This window comes from Salmonella sp. 2020_1459 (genome assembly GCF_043847915.1).
GTDB lineage: Bacteria > Pseudomonadota > Gammaproteobacteria > Enterobacterales > Enterobacteriaceae > Salmonella > Salmonella enterica.
The window spans coordinates 176,043-196,551 of sequence record NZ_JBCMFA010000005.1; the positions used below are offsets into that span (position 1 = coordinate 176,043).

Sequence of the window (20,509 nt, forward strand, 5' to 3'; positions counted from 1 at the left end):
AGTGGGTGATTAGCTCAGCTGGGAGAGCACCTCCCTTACAAGGAGGGGGTCGGCGGTTCGATCCCGTCATCACCCACCACTTCGGGTCGTTAGCTCAGTTGGTAGAGCAGTTGACTTTTAATCAATTGGTCGCAGGTTCGAATCCTGCACGACCCACCAATGTAAAAAAGCGCCCTAAAGGCGCTTTTTTGCTATCTGCAATATGTTCGGGTCTTGCCTGATGCGCTGCGCTTATCAGGCCTACAGACGACACCGCACACGTAGGCCGGATAAGACGTTAGTCGCCATCCGGCACAGACATCATACCGTCAACGCCGCCACCAGTTTCTCCAGTGCTGGCGTTGCCTGCTGCTGGTCATACACAATATACAAATCCGCCGGAATACGTTCCTCTAACGGACGGAACACCACACCCGGCCAGCTCATTTGCGCATAGCCATCAGCCATCAACGTAATCCCGATCCCCATACTGATCATCGCCAACACCGTTTGCGGCTCAACCACTTCCCGAATAATCATTGGCGAGAAACCCGCCTGTTGGCATACACGTTGTAAAAATCCCCAATCAGAATGTACGGAAGGCAACGTAACAAAATATTCATTGCGCAACGCCGCCAACGGCACAGAATCTCTGGATGCCAGATCGTGATCTTCCGGAACTGCAACCATGAATGCAGATTCATGCAAACGTATGCTGGTAAAACCGACTGCTGGTTCGATAGCCATACGCCAGATCCCTGCATCAAGTTCCCGACGCTCTAACAACGCCATTTGCATACCTGGAGACTTTTCGCGAAAAAGTACTTCAACATTGGGATTCGCTTTCAAAAAGTGACGCATCGCAGGACGCATTCTTCCCCACAGCGCCGTACCAACCACACCCAGTTCAATGCGCCCCGCTTCACCGCGACCAATCTGCTCCACTCGCGCCAGAGCCTGATTTGCATTGGCTAACAAGCGACGTGACTCTTCCATCAAAACTTTCCCGGCATGGGTTAATGCAACGCTGCGGGAATGACGAATAAACAGCAATGTACCCAGTTGCTGTTCAAGTTCTTTGATATGGATACTCAAGGGAGGTTGTGACATATTTAACCGGGCAGCAGCCCGGCCAAAATGCAATTCTTCTGCAACAGCGAGGAAATAACGTAATAGCTTTAGATCAATACGATGGGCTCGTTCCATCACTATCGCACTCCAGGAATAAGGGATAACGTCTGGAATTTACCATATTACCTAGTAAAAAATAGATTTAACGACAAGATACCCAATATACATAAATACAATAGATAAAACCCCGGGTAAAACATTTGGTGCAGGAATAGGTATACGGCATAAAGTAAAAAATGCGCCAATACCAAATCCAATACCGGAGGAGAGAATAATTTCTTTCATACTGTGTCCTTGTTCATAAAAATGGACTGGCGAACATCCTCTCGCCAGTCAAATAAAATTAATGTGCTAATGATTTGGTCGACAGTTTTTCTGGATGGTGCTGATATTTAAAGAACAATGCAAAAATAACGGCCAATGCCAGAGCGTAGGCGGCAAAGACCAGCCAGATAGTTTGCCAATCTTTTACGCCATCAATAGAAAAATAATCCACGGCCATACCGCTTAAAAGAGACCCAATCCACGCCCCCACGCCGTTAACCATGGTCATAAATAGCCCCTGCGCGCTGGCGCGAATACTTGAGTCCACCTCCTGCTCTACAAATACTGACCCTGAGATGTTGAAGAAATCAAATGCGCAGCCATAAACAATCATCGACAGCAGCAGTAGCACAAAGCCAAACGGGGATGGATCGCCAAAGGCAAAGAAGCCGAAACGCAGCGTCCACGCCAGCATACTCATCAGCATTACCGTTTTAATACCAAAGCGTTTAAGGAAGAACGGAATGGTGAGGATAAAGCCCACTTCCGCCATCTGCGAAACTGAAAGCAAGATAGAGGGATACTTCACCACAAAGCTGTCGGCAAACTCAGGATTACGGGCAAAATCATGCAGGAACGGATTACCGAAGACATTGGTAATTTGCAGCACCGCCCCCAACATCATCGCAAACAAAAAGAAGATTGCCATGCGTGGATTTTTAAACAGAACAAAAGCATCCAGTCCGAGCTTACTGGCAAGCGTGGTGTTCGCCTTCTTCTCGGCTACCGGAATTTTCGGTAACGTCAGCGCATACAGGGCCAGCAATAACGATGCGCCAGAAGCGATGTATAATTGCGCACTGCTCAGTTCCAGCCCCATCAGGCTCACCGTCCACATCGCAACAATAAAACCTATTGTGCCGAAAACGCGCACAGGCGGAAATGACGTTACCGGATCCTGACCTGCTTTCGCCAGACAGGAGTACGAAACGCTATTGGATAATGCAATTGTTGGCATATACGCCATCGCATTCACCAACATCACCCAGAACATCGTCTGGGGATCGGTAACGGTGGTGGCGTACAATAACGCCCCCGCGCAAACCAGATGGCAAAGCATGTAGGCTCGCTCAGCGCGCAGCCATTTATCAGCAATGATCCCCATAATGCCCGGCATGATAATCGCTGCCAGTCCTTTTGAGCTGTAGACCATACCGACATTCGCGCCGGTAAAATCCAGAGTGTTGATCATGTAAGAGCCCAGGGTAACCAGCCAGCTCCCCCAGATAAAATATTGCAAGAACGACATGACTTTTAAGCGGGACGTAATACCCATTTTTTATTCCTTGCCGTGAGATAAAGCCCCAATACGGGGCCGTAGTCATTGTGTTTAGGCCAGCTTACGTAAAAAGCCGCAAATCAGATTTATAAAGTTCTGCCGGGAAAGTTCAGCCGCCGCCAGCGTTTGCGCATGGGAGAGTTTTACATCGCCCAGCCCTTCCGCCAGATTGGTGATCGCTGAGACGGCAACAACTTTGAGGCCACAATGACGTGCGCTAATCACCTCAGGGACAACGGACATTCCGACCACATCGCCGCCAATAATCTGCATCATGCGGATTTCTGCCGCCGTTTCGAAGTTCGGACCCGGATAAGAAACAAATACGCCTTCAGTGAGGGTGAATCCCTCCTCTGCCGCAACGGACTGAAGCATGGCGCGATAATCTGCGTCATAAGCATTAGCCAGCGAGAAGAAGCGATCGCCATAACGATCATCGTTTGGCCCCACCATCGGCGTACCGGGCATCGTATTAATGTGATCGCTAAGCGCAACCAGGCTACCCGGCCCCACTTCCGGACGCAGAGATCCTGCCGCATTGGTGCAGAACAACACTTCACAGCCCAGTAATTTCAACGTGCGAATGGCATCGGTCATCACCGCCATTCCACACCCTTCATAAAAATGTCCGCGGCCTTTCATACAGGCCACCGGAACACCCGCCAGATGGCCGAGCACCAGTTCACCAGCATGGCCGTGTACGGTGCTGACGGGAAATCCCGGCAATTTCTCGTAAGAAATGGCTACCGCATCTTCGATTTGATCCGCCAGAGCACCCAACCCGGAGCCTAAAATAAACGCGACTCGCGGGGTAAATGCCGGTTTATGTGCATGAATAATATCAATACAATACTCAGGATTATGAGAAAAAAGAGCGTGAGGCATAAGTTTCCTTGTTCTATCGGATTTAATTTGACTCCTTTTTATAACGACCATCGCCCCTTGCTGACCAATACACTTTTCACGTGTCATCAATAGCCATTTAATATCGATAGATTTAGATCGCTTCTGTATTAATACAGAGGGAAAACAGTATTGGTTTTTGCTTGCACTTCATATTAACAATATGCCGCTTTCATATTTATAAATTGCCTCTTTTTAATTAACCCATTAATAATTATCGGCATAGGGAAATATGCTATGAAAAAAATTCTTACTCTGACGCTTTCTTCTTTACTCATTATTCCCGCACTCACCCATGCGGAATTTAAAGGCGGGTTCGCCGATATCGGCCTCCATTACCTCGACTGGACATCAGACACCACGGAAAAAACCAGTAAAAAATCCCATAAAGATGATTTTGGGTACCTGGAACTGGAAGGCGGAGCGAATTTTAGCTGGGGAGAAATGTACGGGTTCTTCGACTGGGAAAATTTTTACAATGGCCGCCACGCTAAACCAGGCAGCGAACAGCGTTACACCTTTAAAAATACCAACCGTATTTATCTGGGCGATACAGGATTAAACCTCTATCTCCATGCCTACGGGACGTACGGTTCACCTCATCGCGCTAATTTCCATGATGACATGTTTCTCTATGGTTTAGGCTATAACTTCACAGGTAACGGTTACTGGTTTAAACCCTTCTTTGCCAAACGTTATACCGATCAGACCTACTACACAGGCGATAATGGTTATGTATTAGGTTGGGTGGCCGGCTATAGCTTCTCGTTGGGTAGTGAGAAATTCAGCGTAACGAACTGGAATGAGTATGAGTTTGACCGCGATGCGTCCTACGCTGCGGGCAATGGCGGGAAAGATGGCATTAATGGCGCAGTAGCGCTGTGGTGGAATGCGACTCCTCACCTGACCGCAGGAGTACAATATCGTTACGCTGATAATAAGTTAGGAGAATCCTTCCTGCAGGATGGCATTATTTATTCCATCAAATACCTGTTTTAACACACTGCCCTGTCAAAAATGGCAGGGCAAGACCGCACCTCACACACGGACAGATAGATATTTATAGCTGATACAGCGGATCTTTCGCCCTCGCGGCGGTTAATTCGCTGGCCTGAGTACGCACCACGTCCCACAACGCCTGCGCCGCCGTGGAGAGCGATCGGTTTTTTCGCCGCGCCAGCATGAGCTGCCTTTCAACTACGGGCGTCAGCCGTTTAACCTGTAAGTGGCTGCCCTGCGGGAGCGGTAACGCCAGCGCGGGCAGCACGCTGATGCCGATTCCCGCTTCCACCATTGGAAACAGCGTGGCCGGGTGACCAATCTCCTGCACGATATCCGCCTCAATAGCAAAATGGGCCAGCGCCGCATCAATCAGCGGTCGACTGCCGGAAGCATAATCCTGTAAGACCAGCGAGGCCTGTTTAAGATCCTGCCAGCTTACCCATTCCTGATGCGCCAGCGGATGATCCTGGCGACACAACAGTAAAAAAGGCTCTGATAAGATGGCTTCACACTGTAAATCCACCGCTGCGCCGGGATCGATAACGATGCCAAAATCCACTTCACCCTGGCGGATGCTCTCCAGCACCCACTGCTGCGGACGATCGTGCAATACAAAATCAATAGCGGGATAAAGTGAATTACTTTGGGCAATGCATTGCGGAATAAGATGCGCAGAAATGGTTTGGCTCGCGGCAACGCGCACGGTGCCGGTTAATTGTGTCCCTACTCTGCCTGCATCGCGCAGTATGCTGTTCAGTTCATCAAGCACCCGCTCCAGACGCGTCGCCAGTTGTTGCCCCGCCTCGGTCAGCACCACCTCACGCGTAGTGCGATCCAGCAGTCTGACGCCGGTTTGCCGCTCCAGCTCTTTTACGCTATGACTGACCGCAGACTGGCTCAGTCCAATCCTGTCCCCTGCCCGACTGAAACTTTTGGCCTGGGCGACGGTAATAAAAATACGCAGTTGACGCAGTGAATAGTTCATCGACTAGATTCATATATAGATGCAATAAATCAATTTTATTTCTCAAAGCGAAAAACGCAAAATAGCTGCACCGACTTTCAGGAGTTTTTATGAAACTTTTTCGTATCCTTGACCCTTTCACGCTGACACTTATCACCGTGGTACTACTGGCCTCTTTTTTCCCGGCGGAAGGTGGCTTTGTGCCTGTCGTTGAAGGCATTACGACAGCGGCTATCGCTCTGCTGTTTTTTATGCATGGCGCGAAGCTTTCGCGTGAAGCGATCATCGCTGGCGGCAGCCACTGGCGGTTGCATCTGTGGGTCATGTGCAGCACTTTTGTGCTCTTTCCTGTCCTCGGCGTACTGTTTGCCTGGTGGGCGCCTGTCAATGTCGACCCTATGCTCTACAGCGGCTTTCTGTATCTGTGCATTTTGCCCGCCACCGTGCAGTCTGCGATTGCGTTTACTTCACTCGCGGGCGGTAACGTCGCGGCCGCGGTGTGCTCAGCGTCTGCGTCCAGTCTGCTGGGCATTTTCCTGTCGCCGCTGCTGGTCGGTCTGGTAATGAATATTCATGGCGCGCAGGGCAGTCTGGAAGAGGTGGGCAAAATTATGCTGCAACTGCTGCTGCCTTTTGTGCTGGGACACCTGTCTCGCCCGTGGATCGGCAACTGGGTCGCGCGCAACAAAAAGTGGATCGCGAAAACGGATCAGACCTCTATTCTGTTGGTGGTCTACTCGGCGTTCAGCGAAGCGGTGGTCAACGGCATCTGGCACAAAGTCGGCTGGGGATCGCTGCTGTTTATCGTCGTGGTCAGCCTCATACTGCTGGCGATCGTCATCGCCATTAACGTCTTTGTCGCCCGTAAATGCGGCTTCAATAAAGCCGACGAAATCACTATTGTTTTCTGCGGTTCGAAAAAAAGCCTGGCCAACGGGATCCCGATGGCCAATATTCTGTTTCCAACGTCAGTGCTGGGTATGATGGTATTACCGCTGATGATCTTCCACCAGATCCAACTGATGGTCTGCGCAGGGCTGGCACGGCGCTACAAACGCCAGACCGAGAAGTTACAGGCGCAGCAGGAAAGCCGCGCCGCGAAAGCTTAAAGCGGGCGTTTAAGGGGCTGCACCAGTTGCGTCAGCCCCTCGGTTTTAATCAGCAGCGTGATTTGCATCAACTCCCCCAGTTTACCCGCCGGAAACTGATCTTTACGGGCAAACCACAGCAAATACTCTTCCGGAAGGTCGATCAATCGACGTCCCTGATATTTGCCGAACGGCATCACGGTGTTGGCGATTTCAACCAGCTGCTCTTTCTCCATCTCAGGCATCCAGTAAGCGGATCATTTCCGCTTCATCAATCACGGTAATACCCAGTTCCTGCGCTTTGGCCAGTTTCGAACCCGCCGCTTCACCGGCAATCACCAGATCGGTTTTCTTCGATACGCTGCCTGCCACTTTCGCGCCCAGCGCCACTAAACGCGCTTTAGCGTCATCGCGGGACATCTGGCTCAGGCTACCGGTTAGTACCACGGTTTTACCGGCAAACGGGCTATCGATCTCTTGCACATTAATGACTACCGGCGCGGGCCAGTGAACCCCTTCCGCCAGTAGCTGCCCAATCACATCACGATTACTCTCTTCGGCAAAAAAGTTAAAGACGTGCGTAGCGACCACAATCCCCACGTCAGGTACTTTCTGCAACTCGTCAATGGTGGCGGCCTGCAGCGCCTCCAGCGTACCGAAATAAGCCGCCAGCCCCGCCGCCGTCGCTTCACCCACTTCACGGATGCCCAGCGCATAGAGAAAACGCGCAAAGGTCGTCGCTTTGGCTTTTTCCAGCGCGTTAACAACATTTTGCGCGGACTTTGGCCCCATTCGGTCCAGGCCGGTCAGTTTAACCGCCGTCAGACGGAACAGATCCGCTGGCGTATGGACATACTCCCTTTCCACCAGTTGGTCGATGATCTTATCGCCCATCCCGTCTACATCCATTGCCCGGCGCGACACAAAATGTTTCAGCGACTCTTTACGCTGCGCGCCGCAAATCAGCCCTCCGGTACAACGGGTAACGGCTTCGCCTTCGACGCGCTCTACGTCCGATCCGCACACCGGACAGTGCGTTGGAAACACAATCGGACGTGTCTCTTCAGGGCGTTCGGACAGAACCACGTTGACCACCTGAGGGATCACATCGCCTGCCCGACGGATAACCACCTTATCGCCAATGCGCAAGCCAAGTCGCTCAATTTCATCGGCATTATGCAACGTGGCATTGCTGACCAGCACACCAGCCACCTGAACCGGTTCCAGACGCGCCACCGGCGTAATCGCCCCGGTGCGCCCGACCTGAAACTCAACGTCGCGCACAAAAGTCATCTGCTCCTGAGCAGGAAATTTAAACGCCACCGCCCAGCGCGGCGCGCGGGCCACAAAGCCCAGCTGTTCCTGCAAAGCCAGCGAATTGACCTTAATCACCACGCCGTCGATATCAAAACCGAGCGTGGGGCGATCTTTTTCGACGTTGCGATAAAAATCCAGTACCGCCTGGGGAGAATCGCACAGCGTCACGCGATCGCTGACCGGTAACCCCCACGCTTTAAATTGCAGCAAACGTCCCAGATGCGTATCCGGCAACTCGCCGCCTTCCAGAATACCGACGCCGTAGCAGAAAAATGTTAGCGGTCGCTTCGCCGTAATACGCGGATCGAGCTGACGCAGCGAGCCCGCCGCCGCGTTACGCGGGTTAGCAAACACTTTGCCGCCAGTGCGGCGCGCGTCTTCATTGATCTTTTCAAACCCGGCCTGCGGTAAAAATACCTCTCCGCGAACTTCAAGACGCGCCGGAATGTTATCGCCGTGCAGCTTTAACGGAATGGCGCGAATCGTGCGCACGTTTGAAGTGATATCTTCACCGGTGGTGCCGTCGCCACGCGTCGCTGCGCTCACCAGCACGCCGTTTTCATACAGAATGCTGACCGCCAGGCCATCCAGCTTTAGCTCGCAGCACCAGATGACATTTTCCGTGCTTTTTAGACGATCCTGCACTCGCTTGTTAAACGCCAGGAAGCTTTCTTCATCAAATACGTTATCGAGCGACAGCATCGGTACTTCATGGCGAATCTGGTTGAATGCCGTCAGCGGCGCCGCGCCAACGCGCTGCGTGGGCGAATCCGGCGTGATAAGGTCCGGACGTTGCGCCTCCAGCTCTCGCAGTTCCCGCATCAGGCGGTCATATTCGGCATCGGGAATCTCTGGCGCATCCATCACATGATACAGATATTCATGATGGCGAAGCGTGGTTCGCAGTTCTGTCAGTTGTTGTTCGATTGGTTCCATATCACACCATCAATGATAAAAAACCCCCGACAGGCGGGGGTTACGTTAAAAATGTCACACCTGCGTTAACCTCAGGCGTTAGCGTCCATCACCTCGCGGATGCGGTCCTGATATTCGCGCAGTTTCTGCGGTGTCATCATCCGACGCTGGTCATCCAGCACGACGCCACCGACCTCATCAGCGATATGCTGCGCGGATTGCAGCATCAGCTTGAAATTCTGCAGCGCATCGCCGTAAGACGGTACCTGCATAAAGATAGTGACGCCAGGCGTAGTGAAGTCCGTCATTTCAGGATCGAACGTTCCCGGATTGACCATATTCGCGAGACTGAACAAGGCCGGGCCGCTGCCGTCCGGGCTCAAATGACGATGGAAAATATTCATATCGCCAAATTTAAAGCCTGACTGCTGAATACTGTTCAGTAACACTTCACCATTAAGCTCGCTGCCATGATGGGCCGCGACGTTCATAATTATGACCGCCTCTTTACGCTGCGGTTTTTCTACAACCGGCGCTTCTTCCACTACCGGTTCCGCCTCAACCACAGGTTCCGCAGGCTGGAAGGTTTGCGCTGATGGCGGCGGCGCGGGCTGCGCAACAGGCTGCGGCGCTTGCGACGGCGGTGCTGGCTGCTGTTGCGGCGGCTGTACCGGCGGCGCAGATGGCTGAACCTGCTGAGGCTGCGGCGCAGGTTGGACCGGTTGCTGAACCGGCTGTTGCATCGGCGCTTGCGGCTGCGGCGGCGCCGCTGGACGCGGTTGCGCAGACGCATAAGGCGGCTGGTACTGGTGTTGCGGCGACTGACGAGGGGCATCATGCTCCTGCGACTGGCCGGGGGCATGATTTACGCGGTGAACACGAACTTCACCCACGCCTTCGTCTTCTTCGACATCGTCGTCATACGAGTCGTCGTCGCGTTTCGATTTCATGCGTTTTAGTGGACGATCGCGGAACATAGAAGATCGTTCTTTACGGCTGGTCCAGAAACCATGTACCAGTAAAGCGATTATGGCGATCGCGCCAACAATGATTAATATCAGACGCAAATCCTGCATCATTATATTCTCTGTTGTTCTAACACCTTGCCACCACGGCAAACATTTACTCACTAAGAGTATTTGCCGATTACGTCAAGTGCAAGTGTACTGTTGGCTTTCGCAGCATAAAGATGAAGGAAAATGTGCTTTTTGCTGTTTTTTCGAACATTTCCGAACTATCCACCGTCTGATAACCGGGTAAGATATCCCACGTTTACCCAGGGCTTTAAGAAAAAGGAGTATGTCCTGAATATGGTTTCATCATCCACAACCGTACCACGTAGCGGCGTCTATTATTTCTCGCAAGGATGGAAGTTAGTCACCCTACCGGGAATCCGCCGCTTTGTTATTTTACCTTTGCTGGTCAACATTGTGCTGATGGGCGGCGCATTTTGGTGGCTGTTTACCCAGCTTGACGCCTGGATACCTTCGTTGATGAGTCATGTGCCGGACTGGCTGCAATGGCTGAGCTATCTGCTGTGGCCGATTGCGGTTATCTCTGTTCTGCTGGTCTTTGGCTATTTTTTCTCTACCCTCGCCAACTGGATCGCCGCGCCGTTTAACGGCCTTTTAGCCGAACAGCTTGAGGCGCGGTTAACCGGCGCCACGCCGCCAGATACCGGCATACTCGGCATCATGAAAGATGTACCGCGCATTATGAAACGTGAATGGCAAAAGCTGGCGTGGTATCTGCCGCGCGCTATTGTGCTGCTGGTTCTCTATTTTATTCCTGGCATTGGCCAAACCATCGCGCCGGTGCTGTGGTTTTTGTTCAGCGCCTGGATGCTGGCGATCCAGTATTGCGACTACCCGTTTGATAACCACAAAGTGCCGTTTAAAACGATGCGCGCCGCGTTGCGCACGCAGAAGGTGGCGAATATGCAATTTGGCGCGCTCACCAGCCTCTTTACGATGATTCCGGTGCTTAACCTGTTCATTATGCCTGTCGCCGTCTGTGGCGCGACGGCAATGTGGGTTGATTGCTGGCGTGCTAAGCACGCGTTATGGAAATAACGTAAAAATGTATAAATAAGAGATGGCTTATGCTGTCTCTTATTCCATACTGATAACCATTATTTCCCATCAGCATATAGATATGCGAAATCCTTACTTCCCCATATCTGGCTGGAAGGTATGCTGGGAAGGTATCCCAATTTCATACAGTTAAGGACAGGCCATGAGTAAGATTTATGAAGATAACTCGCTGACTATCGGTCATACGCCGCTGGTTCGACTGAACCGTATCGGTAATGGACGCATTCTGGCGAAGGTGGAGTCGCGCAACCCGAGCTTCAGCGTCAAGTGCCGTATCGGCGCCAATATGATTTGGGATGCCGAAAAGCGTGGCGTACTGAAACCTGGCGTGGAACTGGTGGAGCCGACCAGCGGCAACACCGGTATTGCGCTGGCGTATGTCGCCGCCGCGCGCGGTTACAAACTCACCCTGACCATGCCGGAAACCATGAGCATTGAACGCCGCAAGCTACTCAAAGCATTAGGCGCGAATCTGGTGCTGACCGAAGGGGCGAAAGGGATGAAAGGCGCTATTCAGAAAGCCGAAGAAATTGTCGCCAGCGATCCGCAAAAATATCTCCTGCTCCAGCAGTTCAGCAACCCTGCCAACCCGGAAATCCATGAAAAAACCACCGGCCCGGAAATCTGGGAAGACACCGATGGTCAGGTGGATGTGTTTATCTCCGGCGTCGGCACTGGCGGTACGTTAACCGGCGTCACGCGTTATATCAAAGGGACGAAGGGTAAAACCGATCTTATCACCGTTGCGGTAGAACCCACTGACTCCCCGGTTATTGCCCAGGCGCTGGCTGGTGAAGAGATCAAACCAGGCCCGCATAAAATTCAGGGCATCGGCGCAGGCTTCATCCCGGGCAACCTGGATCTGAAACTGATTGATAAAGTGGTTGGCATCACCAATGAAGAAGCCATTTCTACCGCGCGCCGTCTGATGGAAGAGGAAGGTATTCTGGCAGGAATTTCTTCCGGTGCCGCGGTTGCTGCAGCGCTTAAGCTGCAGGAAGATGAAAGCTTTACCAATAAGAATATTGTGGTTATCCTACCTTCATCAGGTGAGCGTTATCTGAGCACCGCGTTGTTCGCCGATCTCTTTACTGAGAAAGAACTGCAACAGTGATGCCAGCATGTTAAAAACGCGTAAAAAAGCACCTTTTTGGGTGCTTTTTTGTGGCCTGCTTCAAACTTTCACCTCACCTGGCATTGATTCACCCTGCCGGAACTGGTATTTAACCAGACTAATTATTTTGATGCGCGAAATTAATCGTTACAGGAAAAGCGTTAGCTGAATCGATTTTATGATTTGGTTCAAATCTTCCTTTCGCGGCATAATGTTTAATGACGAGCGAAACGTCAGCGGCCATAAGTTGCCAGCAACGGATTGCGTAGAACACCTTTTGTGTCGCGTCCCGTTTACGCCGGCGCTAACAATACAGGCTAAAGTTGAGCCGCCAGGCTAGACTTTAGTTCCACAACACTAAACCTATAAGTTGGGGAAATACAATGTTCCAGCAAGAAGTTACCATTACCGCTCCGAACGGTCTGCACACCCGCCCTGCTGCTCAGTTTGTTAAAGAAGCAAAAGGCTTCACTTCTGAGATTACTGTGACTTCCAACGGCAAAAGCGCCAGCGCGAAAAGCCTGTTTAAACTGCAGACTCTGGGCCTGACTCAAGGCACCGTCGTCACCATCTCCGCAGAAGGTGAAGATGAGCAGAAAGCGGTTGAACATCTGGTCAAACTGATGGCGGAACTCGAGTAAGTTTTTTTCCGGGTTCTTTTAAAAATCAGTCACAAGTAAGGTAGGGTTATGATTTCAGGCATTTTAGCATCCCCGGGTATCGCTTTCGGCAAAGCACTGCTGCTGAAAGAAGACGAAATCGTCATTGACCGGAAAAAAATTTCTGCCGACAAGGTTGATCAGGAAGTTGAACGTTTTCTGAGCGGTCGTGCCAAGGCATCTGCGCAACTGGAAGCGATCAAGACAAAAGCTGGTGAAACGTTCGGTGAAGAAAAAGAAGCCATCTTTGAAGGGCATATTATGCTGCTCGAAGATGAGGAGCTGGAGCAGGAAATCATAGCCCTGATTAAAGATAAGCACATGACGGCTGACGCAGCCGCACATGAAGTTATCGAAGGTCAGGCCACTGCCCTGGAAGAACTGGATGACGAATACCTGAAAGAGCGTGCGGCTGACGTACGTGATATTGGTAAGCGCCTGCTGCGCAACATCCTGGGTCTGGCCATTATCGATCTGAGCGCGATTCAGGAAGAAGTTATCCTGGTTGCCGCTGACCTGACGCCGTCAGAAACTGCACAGCTGAACCTGCAGAAAGTGCTGGGCTTCATCACCGACGCGGGCGGACGCACGTCTCATACCTCCATCATGGCGCGTTCTCTGGAACTGCCAGCGATCGTAGGTACCGGTAGCGTCACCTCTCAGGTGAAAAACGGCGACTATCTGATTCTGGATGCCGTAAACAACCAGGTTTACGTCAACCCGACCAACGATGTTATTGAGCAACTGCGCGCCGTCCAGGAGCAGGTTGCGACCGAGAAAGCGGAACTTGCAAAACTGAAAGATCTGCCGGCAATCACGCTGGATGGACATCAGGTTGAAGTTTGCGCCAACATCGGTACCGTTCGCGACGTTGAAGGCGCTGAGCGTAACGGCGCGGAAGGCGTTGGTCTGTATCGTACTGAATTCCTGTTCATGGATCGCGACGCGCTGCCGACGGAAGAAGAGCAGTTTGCCGCCTATAAAGCGGTCGCTGAAGCGTGCGGCTCGCAGGCGGTTATCGTCCGTACCATGGACATTGGCGGCGACAAAGAGCTGCCGTACATGAACTTCCCGAAAGAAGAGAACCCGTTCCTGGGCTGGCGCGCCGTGCGTATCGCCATGGATCGCAAAGAGATCCTGCGTGACCAGGTTCGCGCGATTCTGCGTGCCTCCGCTTTCGGTAAATTGCGCATTATGTTCCCGATGATCATCTCTGTTGAAGAAGTTCGCGCGCTGCGCAAAGAGATTGAAATCTACAAACAGGAACTGCGTGACGAAGGTAAAGCATTTGACGAAAGCATTGAGATTGGCGTGATGGTGGAAACACCGGCTGCGGCGACAATTGCGCGTCATTTAGCCAAAGAAGTTGATTTCTTTAGTATCGGCACCAATGATTTAACGCAGTACACCCTGGCAGTTGACCGTGGTAATGATATGATTTCACACCTTTACCAGCCAATGTCACCGTCCGTACTGAACTTGATCAAGCAAGTTATTGATGCTTCTCATGCAGAAGGTAAATGGACTGGCATGTGTGGTGAGCTTGCAGGCGACGAACGTGCTACACTTCTGTTGCTGGGGATGGGTCTGGACGAATTCTCTATGAGCGCCATTTCTATCCCGCGCATTAAGAAGATTATCCGTAACACGAACTTCGAAGATGCGAAGGTGTTAGCAGAGCAGGCTCTTGCTCAACCGACAACGGACGAGTTAATGACGCTGGTTAACAAGTTCATTGAAGAAAAAACAATCTGCTAATCCACGAGATGCGGCCCAATTTACTGCTTAGGAGAAGATCATGGGTTTGTTCGATAAACTAAAATCTCTGGTTTCTGATGATAAGAAAGACACCGGAACTATTGAGATTGTTGCCCCGCTCTCTGGCGAGATCGTCAACATCGAAGACGTGCCGGATGTAGTTTTTGCTGAAAAAATCGTTGGTGATGGCATTGCTATCAAACCAACCGGTAACAAAATGGTCGCCCCTGTTGACGGTACCATCGGCAAAATCTTTGAAACCAACCATGCGTTCTCTATCGAATCCGATAGCGGCATTGAGCTGTTCGTTCACTTCGGTATCGACACCGTTGAGCTGAAAGGCGAAGGCTTCAAGCGTATTGCTGAAGAAGGTCAGCGCGTGAAAGTTGGCGATCCGGTCATCGAGTTCGATCTGCCGTTGCTGGAAGAAAAAGCCAAGTCTACCCTGACTCCGGTTGTTATCTCCAACATGGATGAAATCAAAGAACTGATCAAACTGTCCGGTAGCGTGACCGTGGGTGAAACTCCGGTTATCCGCATTAAGAAGTAATTCTTGCCGCAGTGAAGAATGGCGCCTTTGGGCGCCATTTTTTTTGCCTGTACTTGCGCCGCCATCCGGCGATGGTGCAGTGCACTGCCTGATGGCGCTACGCTTATCAGGCCTACAAGGTTGCGAACATTTCAGCGCCAATCCACGGGTTACAACTGCGAGGTCACCGGGCGAAAGCACTTCTCGCGCATCAGGATCTTCATCCCATCCGGGCCACTCTCCAGCATCCTGCGTTCGGAATCGGACACTTGCAGCTCGCACTGATAGCCGCCAGTGATGCCAAACATCGCCCGCGCTACGCAAATATCTTCCAGCGCGTCCAGCCCGCTCGTTTCAAAATGCCCCACGATACGTCCCTGCTGGCGAACGACCAGCCGATAACTCTTCATCGCGCCTCCCCTGCCGGCGGCAGAATTAACTCATCACAGCCACACTGCTGTGTCCAGGTCATCACCTCCAGCACGCGCTGCGCCGCATCTTTTGCCGCGGTCGTCAGTTTTTTTCCCTGCACAATACCGCTGACCAGCTCGGCGCAGAAGAGATCTCCCGTCCCTTTTAACTCCGTCGCCACCCGCGGATGGGCAAAGACTTCCACGACCTGCGCGGTAACGACGGCAACCGTTATGGTCTCCAGAGATTCGCCCGGCGCGCTGGTGATAACCACCCATTTCAGCGTATCGGAAAGCAGAGATTGCGCCGCCGCCACCGCCTCTTCCAGCGTGCGACACGGTTTACCACTCAGCATCTCCAGCTCAAATACGTTCGGCGTTAGCCCCTGCGCCTGCGGCAACAAATGTGTGCGATAAGCCTGCGGAATTTCCGCCTGCACATACATTCCACTGTCGGTATCGCCAATGACCGGATCAACAAGAATACACACCTCCGGATGCGAAGCCCGGATCGCCATTAGCCACTTCGAAAGCAAGACAATTTGGTCTGCGCTGCCCATGTAACCGGTGGTAATCGCTTTTAATTCACGTAGCGCATCGCGCTCATTCAACGCCGTAAGGTAGCCTGCAAACCACTCGGCGGGAATAATGCCGCCATAAAACGTTTTATAGTGCGGCGTATTGCTGAACAGCACCGTCGGGACCGCCGTCACGCGTAATCCCTGCGCTTTAATGGCCGGAACAGCGATACTGTTGCCTACGCTGCCGTACACGACCTGTGACTGGACGGCGACGATATCGGTCTGTAATGCCCGATGGTTGTCGTCGAAGAGCACTGACTGAATATCACTCTCTTGTCCCATAAAATTTTCCTCTCGCTGGACAGCAGGCTACCGCCTCATTATCATTGTCATATGCTAAAATTCATTTTGTCATAGGTCAATAATGATCGACGGAAAAACCGCTAACGAAATTTTTGACAGTATCCGTCAACACATTATCGCCGGCACGTTACGGGCGGAGGATTCGCTCCCGCCGGTACGGGAGCTGGCAAGCGAATTAAAGGTGAACCGCAATACCGTCGCAGCGGCGTATAAACGGCTGATAACGGCGGGACTGGCGCAAAGTTTAGGCCGCAATGGGACGGTGATTAAAGGCAGTCCGTCTCCCGTAGCGCTGGAAGGCGGCGATCCGCATACGCCTCTGCACGACCTTTCCGGCGGCAATCCCGATCCGCAGCGTCTGCCTGACCTTAGCCGTTATTTTGCCCGTCTCAGCCGCACGCCGCATCTCTACGGCGATGCGCCCGTTTCCCCTGAACTACACGCCTGGGCGGCGCGCTGGCTACGGGATGCCACACCCGTCGCAGGCGAAATTGATATCACCAGCGGAGCTATCGACGCCATTGAAAGACTGCTTTGCGCGCATCTGCTGCCGGGCGACAGCGTCGCGGTGGAAGATCCCTGTTTTTTAAGCAGTATCAATATGCTGCGCTATGCCGGTTTTAGCGCCAGCCCGGTCAGTGTGGATAGCGAAGGAATGCAGCCTGAAAAGCTGGAACAGGCGCTAAACCAGGGCGCGCGGGCTGTGATCTTAACGCCGCGCGCACACAACCCTACCGGCTGTAGCCTGAGCGCTCGCCGTGCCGCTGCGCTGCAAAATATACTGGCGCGTTACCCTCAGGTAGTGGTCATTATCGACGATCACTTCGCCCTGCTTTCTTCGTCGCCCTGGCAGCCGGTTATTGCGCAGACAACGCAACACTGGGCGGTGATACGCTCCGTTTCCAAAACCCTCGGCCCTGATTTACGTCTTGCTGTTGTCGCCAGCGACAGCGCGACCTCGGCAAAACTTCGGCTGCGGCTAAATGCCGGTAGTCAGTGGGTCAGCCATCTGTTACAGGATCTGGTCTACGCCTGCCTGACCGACCCTGAGTATCAGCACAGGCTGGCGCAAACGCGGCTGTTTTGCGCCACCCGGCAACAAAAACTGGCCTGCGCCCTACAGCAATATGGCATCGCCATTTCTCCCGGCGACGGCGTGAATGCCTGGCTCCCGCTGGACACCCATAGCCAGGCTACCGCGTTTACGCTGGCAAAATCCGGCTGGCTGGTACGTGAGGGAGAAGCCTTTGGCGTAAGCGCGCCGTCTCACGGTCTACGTATCACGCTGTCGACATTAAATGACAGCGAGATCAACACGCTGGCGGCTGATGTCCATCAGGCGCTAAATCGCTAACAGGAGAAAATAACGTGCGAGTTCATTTTGTTGTCCATGAGTCGTTTGAATCCGCTGGCGCTTATCTGAAATGGGCTGAAGATCGCGGTTATACCATTTCATGGTCGCGCGTCTATGCCGGAGAAGCGCTACCGCCCAATGCCGATGAGTTCGATATGCTCGTGGTATTTGGCGGTCCGCAGTCGCCGCGCACCACCCGCGAAGAGAGCCCGTACTTTGACTCTCGCGCCGAACAGCACTTAATTAATCAGGCGATTACGGCCCGGCGAATGGTTATCGGCATTTGTCTTGGTTCGCAGCTCATTGGCGAGGCGCTGGGCGCCGCGGTGTGCCAAAGTCCGGAAAAAGAGATTGGTCACTACCCTATTACGCTCACTGAAGCCGGTCTGCGGCATCCGCTTATCGCCCACTTTGGCTCCCCGTTAACCGTCGGCCACTGGCACAACGATATGCCAGGACTCACCGATCAGGCGACCGTGCTGGCCGAAAGCGAAGGCTGTCCACGTCAGATAGTGCAGTACGGCAATTTTGTCTACGGCTTCCAGTGTCATATGGAATTTACCGTCGAGGCGGTTGAAGGATTAATCCAACATTCGCAGCAGGAGCTGGCCGACGCGCAAGGGAAGCGTTTTATCCGCTCGGTTGCCGAAATGCGCGCATGGAATTACCAGCAAATGAATGAAAAGCTGTGGCGTTTTCTGGATGAACTCACGCTGGCGCAATCACAGAAATAACCACACCAGGAGTGCAACTTATTACCCGGCTAACGGTCTGAGGTGCAGTGATTATTGCATGAAAAAGGATTTTACCATGAAGAAAATTGTCTGCGCCGTCGTTGCGCTCCTGCTGACCCTACCCGCCTGGGCGAAGCTGAACGCCCATGAAGAAGCGCGCATTAACGCCATGCTTAATGCGCTGGCGCAGAAAAAGGATCTGACATTCGTTCGTAACGGTGATGCGCATAACTGCGAGGAAGCCGTATCGCACCTGCGCTTAAAACTGGGTAACACACGCAATCGTATCGACACCGCCGAACAGTTTATCGATAAAGTCGCGTCGTCGTCGTCCATCACCGGAAAGCCCTATATCGTTAAAATTCCCGGTAAAAGCGATGAAAACGCGCAGCCTTATTTACATGCGCTTATTGCGGAAACGGATAAGAATGTTGAGTAAGAAAAAATCATAATGCCAGGCGTGTTACTGTGGTTTTTTAAAGGCGTTATCGCGCTTCTGTTAGCGTTTGCTGTAGGGTTAATCGTTTACTATTATCTGGAAATTCGTCCCATAGCCCAGACCGCATTACAGAGCGCCTCTTTCTGGTTGTCCGAATCGCCGCAGACGCGTTTTTTGCGCCGCGCTGCGGCCAAAATACATCCCAAATCTTATACTGCCAGATTGCTCTATACCCAAGCTGGCGTGGATGGGCATTTCAGGACCGCGATCTGGGTGTTCTGGTTGGACAGCCTGTACCGCGACGACGAGCTGTATGCCATGATGCTGGCGCAAGCGTATTATGGCCGGGATTCGCAGGGTAACGCGGTTTACGGTACGAAAAATGCGGCGTTAACGTTATTTCACGTACCAGTGACAGAGATGGCCTGCCAGCAACAAGTACAACTGATTTATATGTTTAAAGCGCCGTCACTTTACCGGCCTGGTTCAGCCAGGCTGGTAGAAAGCAGCAAGCATTACATGACGCTTTGCCAGGAACAAATACAACAATAAAAACAACAGACGAGCTTTTATTATAAAAGACGGCGGTGATGCGCTGGCGCACATAGAAAATCGGCAGGATATTCCCGCTTGTCAAAGGCGGCCGTTGCCTGTGCATATCCCAACCAGCTAAACCTGTTAGCTTAAATCCCTGCCCCCTGGCTGAAATGCTCTTCACCAAACACGCCGGTAGACAAGTAACGGTCGCCGCGATCGCAGATGATCGCCACCACTACCGCGCCGGGCGTGGCACGTGCAACGCGTAACGCACCCGCTACCGCGCCGCCAGAGCTGACGCCGCAGAAAATGCCTTCACGAACGGCCAGTTCACGCATGGTGTTTTCGGCATCATTCTGGTGAATATCCAGCACCTCATCTACCAGCGAGGCGTTAAAAATGCCCGGCATATATTCCGCTGGCCAGCGGCGAATGCCCGGAATACTGCTGCCCTCTTCCGGCTGTAGGCCAACGATAGTGACCGGTTTTTCCTGCTCGCGCAGAAAACGCGACACGCCGGTAATGGTGCCGGTCGTGCCCATGCTGGAGACAAAATGGGTGATGCGACCTGACGTTTGCCGCCAGATTTCCGGGCCGGTGGTCGTGTAGTGCGCATACGGGTTATCGGGATTATTAAACTGATCGAGCAGTTTGCCCTCGCCTCGTTCAGACATAGCGAGCGCTAAATCGCGCGCCCCTTCCATTCCCTGCTCTTTAGTGACCAGAATCAGTTCCGCGCCATAGGCCCGCATTGCCGCCCGACGCTCCTGGCTCATGTTGTCCGGCATCAACAGCTTCATGCGATAACCTTTCAGCGCGGCGATCATCGCCAGCGCAATGCCAGTGTTGCCGCTGGTCGCTTCAATCAGGACATCGCCCGGTTTAATTTCCCCGCGCTTTTCCGCTTCGACAATCATCGATAGCGCCGCGCGATCTTTCACCGATCCTGCCGGATTATTGCCTTCCAGCTTAACCCAGATTTCACTGCCGTTATCCGGCGCCAGACGTTGTAATTTGACCAGCGGCGTATTGCCGATGGTTTGTTCTAATGTATTCACGTTTTCAGCTCAATAAAAATGCCGGGTGGCGCTGTGCT

At 52.6% G+C, this 20,509-nt stretch carries 22 protein-coding genes and 2 tRNA genes; 13 read left to right on the forward strand and 11 right to left on the reverse strand.

All coding sequences use genetic code 11. From position 1 onward, the window contains the following. Positions 1–3 precede the first annotated feature (3 nt). A tRNA-Val gene (locus tag ACH0VJ_RS14585) sits at positions 4–79 on the forward strand. A 4-nt stretch (positions 80–83) separates the two neighbouring features. Next, positions 84–159, forward strand: a tRNA-Lys gene (locus tag ACH0VJ_RS14590). Positions 160–300: 141 nt separating this feature from the next. On the opposite strand, the gene ACH0VJ_RS14595 is transcribed toward ACH0VJ_RS14590, so the two are convergent. Genes ACH0VJ_RS14595 through xapA form a run of 4 tightly spaced genes read right to left on the reverse strand, consistent with a single transcriptional unit; the run spans position 301 to position 3,598 of the window. After that, positions 301–1,185 carry a LysR family transcriptional regulator gene (locus ACH0VJ_RS14595; protein WP_000438884.1) on the reverse strand — a complete coding sequence of 295 codons (885 nt, stop codon included), beginning with the start codon at positions 1,183–1,185 and terminating at the stop codon, positions 301–303. Between the two features lie 51 nt (positions 1,186–1,236). Then, positions 1,237–1,395, reverse strand: coding sequence for a XapX domain-containing protein (locus ACH0VJ_RS14600; protein ID WP_000658727.1), 159 nt, complete (start codon positions 1,393–1,395; stop codon positions 1,237–1,239). A 58-nt stretch (positions 1,396–1,453) separates the two neighbouring features. Continuing rightward, the gene (locus ACH0VJ_RS14605; protein WP_000513241.1) at positions 1,454–2,710 is read right to left on the reverse strand and encodes a nucleoside permease; all 1,257 of its coding nucleotides are present in this window, start codon (positions 2,708–2,710) and stop codon (positions 1,454–1,456) included. Positions 2,711–2,764: 54 nt separating this feature from the next. Continuing rightward, a complete protein-coding gene (gene xapA, locus ACH0VJ_RS14610; protein ID WP_001119746.1) occupies positions 2,765–3,598 on the reverse strand; it encodes a xanthosine phosphorylase in 834 nt (277 codons plus the stop codon). A 255-nt stretch (positions 3,599–3,853) separates the two neighbouring features. Between xapA and ACH0VJ_RS14615 the strand changes: the two genes are divergently transcribed. Beyond that, a complete protein-coding gene (locus ACH0VJ_RS14615) occupies positions 3,854–4,615 on the forward strand; it encodes an outer membrane protein (protein ID WP_000722926.1) in 762 nt (253 codons plus the stop codon). 61 nt (positions 4,616–4,676) lie between these two features. Here the strand turns inward: ACH0VJ_RS14615 and ACH0VJ_RS14620 are convergent, their stop codons facing one another. Continuing rightward, positions 4,677–5,603, reverse strand: a complete 927-nt coding sequence (locus ACH0VJ_RS14620; RefSeq protein WP_001109831.1) for a LysR family transcriptional regulator — start codon at positions 5,601–5,603, stop codon at positions 4,677–4,679. An 89-nt stretch (positions 5,604–5,692) separates the two neighbouring features. Here ACH0VJ_RS14620 and ACH0VJ_RS14625 point away from each other — a divergent pair, with 89 nt between their 5' ends. After that, complete coding sequence (locus ACH0VJ_RS14625; RefSeq protein WP_000765569.1) at positions 5,693–6,691, forward strand: bile acid:sodium symporter family protein; 999 nt, start codon at positions 5,693–5,695, stop codon at positions 6,689–6,691. Here ACH0VJ_RS14625 and ACH0VJ_RS14630 read toward each other — a convergent pair. From ACH0VJ_RS14630 to zipA, 3 genes are all read right to left on the reverse strand, one after another. Continuing rightward, entirely contained in the window at positions 6,688–6,906 is a 219-nt protein-coding gene (locus ACH0VJ_RS14630; RefSeq protein ID WP_001519708.1) for a DUF3820 family protein, read from the reverse strand. The two genes, ACH0VJ_RS14625 and ACH0VJ_RS14630, sit on opposite strands and share 4 nt — an antisense overlap. A 1-nt stretch (position 6,907) precedes the next feature. Then, entirely contained in the window at positions 6,908–8,923 is a 2,016-nt protein-coding gene (gene ligA, locus ACH0VJ_RS14635; protein WP_000433287.1) for an NAD-dependent DNA ligase LigA, read from the reverse strand. Between the two features lie 71 nt (positions 8,924–8,994). Then, positions 8,995–9,981, reverse strand: coding sequence for a cell division protein ZipA (zipA, locus tag ACH0VJ_RS14640; RefSeq protein WP_000983126.1), 987 nt, complete (start codon positions 9,979–9,981; stop codon positions 8,995–8,997). A 231-nt stretch (positions 9,982–10,212) separates the two neighbouring features. Here zipA and cysZ point away from each other — a divergent pair, with 231 nt between their 5' ends. The 5 genes from cysZ (at position 10,213) to crr (ending at position 15,076) form a co-directional block, all read left to right on the forward strand. Continuing rightward, positions 10,213–10,974: a sulfate transporter CysZ gene (gene cysZ / locus ACH0VJ_RS14645; RefSeq protein WP_000255008.1), complete on the forward strand. Its 762-nt coding sequence runs from the start codon at positions 10,213–10,215 to the stop codon at positions 10,972–10,974. Between the two features lie 163 nt (positions 10,975–11,137). Next, on the forward strand, positions 11,138–12,109 hold the full coding sequence (cysK, locus tag ACH0VJ_RS14650) for a cysteine synthase A (protein WP_000036904.1): 972 nt from the start codon (positions 11,138–11,140) through the stop codon (positions 12,107–12,109). Between the two features lie 383 nt (positions 12,110–12,492). After that, the gene (gene ptsH / locus ACH0VJ_RS14655; protein WP_000487600.1) at positions 12,493–12,750 is read left to right on the forward strand and encodes a phosphocarrier protein Hpr; all 258 of its coding nucleotides are present in this window, start codon (positions 12,493–12,495) and stop codon (positions 12,748–12,750) included. A 48-nt stretch (positions 12,751–12,798) separates the two neighbouring features. Further along, positions 12,799–14,526 carry a phosphoenolpyruvate-protein phosphotransferase PtsI gene (gene ptsI, locus ACH0VJ_RS14660; protein ID WP_000623118.1) on the forward strand — a complete coding sequence of 576 codons (1,728 nt, stop codon included), beginning with the start codon at positions 12,799–12,801 and terminating at the stop codon, positions 14,524–14,526. A 40-nt stretch (positions 14,527–14,566) separates the two neighbouring features. Further along, complete coding sequence (gene crr / locus ACH0VJ_RS14665) at positions 14,567–15,076, forward strand: PTS glucose transporter subunit IIA (protein ID WP_000522253.1); 510 nt, start codon at positions 14,567–14,569, stop codon at positions 15,074–15,076. A 149-nt stretch (positions 15,077–15,225) separates the two neighbouring features. On the opposite strand, the gene ACH0VJ_RS14670 is transcribed toward crr, so the two are convergent. Further along, the gene (locus ACH0VJ_RS14670) at positions 15,226–15,465 is read right to left on the reverse strand and encodes a hypothetical protein (protein ID WP_000844541.1); all 240 of its coding nucleotides are present in this window, start codon (positions 15,463–15,465) and stop codon (positions 15,226–15,228) included. After that, the gene (pdxK, locus tag ACH0VJ_RS14675; RefSeq protein ID WP_000529613.1) at positions 15,462–16,328 is read right to left on the reverse strand and encodes a pyridoxine/pyridoxal/pyridoxamine kinase; all 867 of its coding nucleotides are present in this window, start codon (positions 16,326–16,328) and stop codon (positions 15,462–15,464) included. Before pdxK ends, ACH0VJ_RS14670 begins: the two co-directional genes overlap by 4 nt. Positions 16,329–16,410: 82 nt before the next feature. Between pdxK and ptsJ the strand changes: the two genes are divergently transcribed. The 4 genes from ptsJ to ACH0VJ_RS14695 are packed head-to-tail and all read left to right on the forward strand — an operon-like array spanning position 16,411 to position 19,428. Then, entirely contained in the window at positions 16,411–17,703 is a 1,293-nt protein-coding gene (gene ptsJ, locus ACH0VJ_RS14680; protein WP_000565115.1) for a transcriptional regulator PtsJ, read from the forward strand. 14 nt (positions 17,704–17,717) lie between these two features. Continuing rightward, positions 17,718–18,437, forward strand: coding sequence for a type 1 glutamine amidotransferase (locus ACH0VJ_RS14685; protein ID WP_001263764.1), 720 nt, complete (start codon positions 17,718–17,720; stop codon positions 18,435–18,437). Between the two features lie 58 nt (positions 18,438–18,495). Then, positions 18,496–18,876, forward strand: a complete 381-nt coding sequence (locus tag ACH0VJ_RS14690) for a YfeK family protein (protein ID WP_000710730.1) — start codon at positions 18,496–18,498, stop codon at positions 18,874–18,876. 12 nt (positions 18,877–18,888) lie between these two features. After that, a complete protein-coding gene (locus ACH0VJ_RS14695) occupies positions 18,889–19,428 on the forward strand; it encodes a transglycosylase domain-containing protein (protein ID WP_001119684.1) in 540 nt (179 codons plus the stop codon). Positions 19,429–19,559: 131 nt separating this feature from the next. On the opposite strand, the gene cysM is transcribed toward ACH0VJ_RS14695, so the two are convergent. Beyond that, entirely contained in the window at positions 19,560–20,471 is a 912-nt protein-coding gene (gene cysM / locus ACH0VJ_RS14700) for a cysteine synthase CysM (protein ID WP_001093875.1), read from the reverse strand. Positions 20,472–20,509 lie beyond the last annotated feature (38 nt).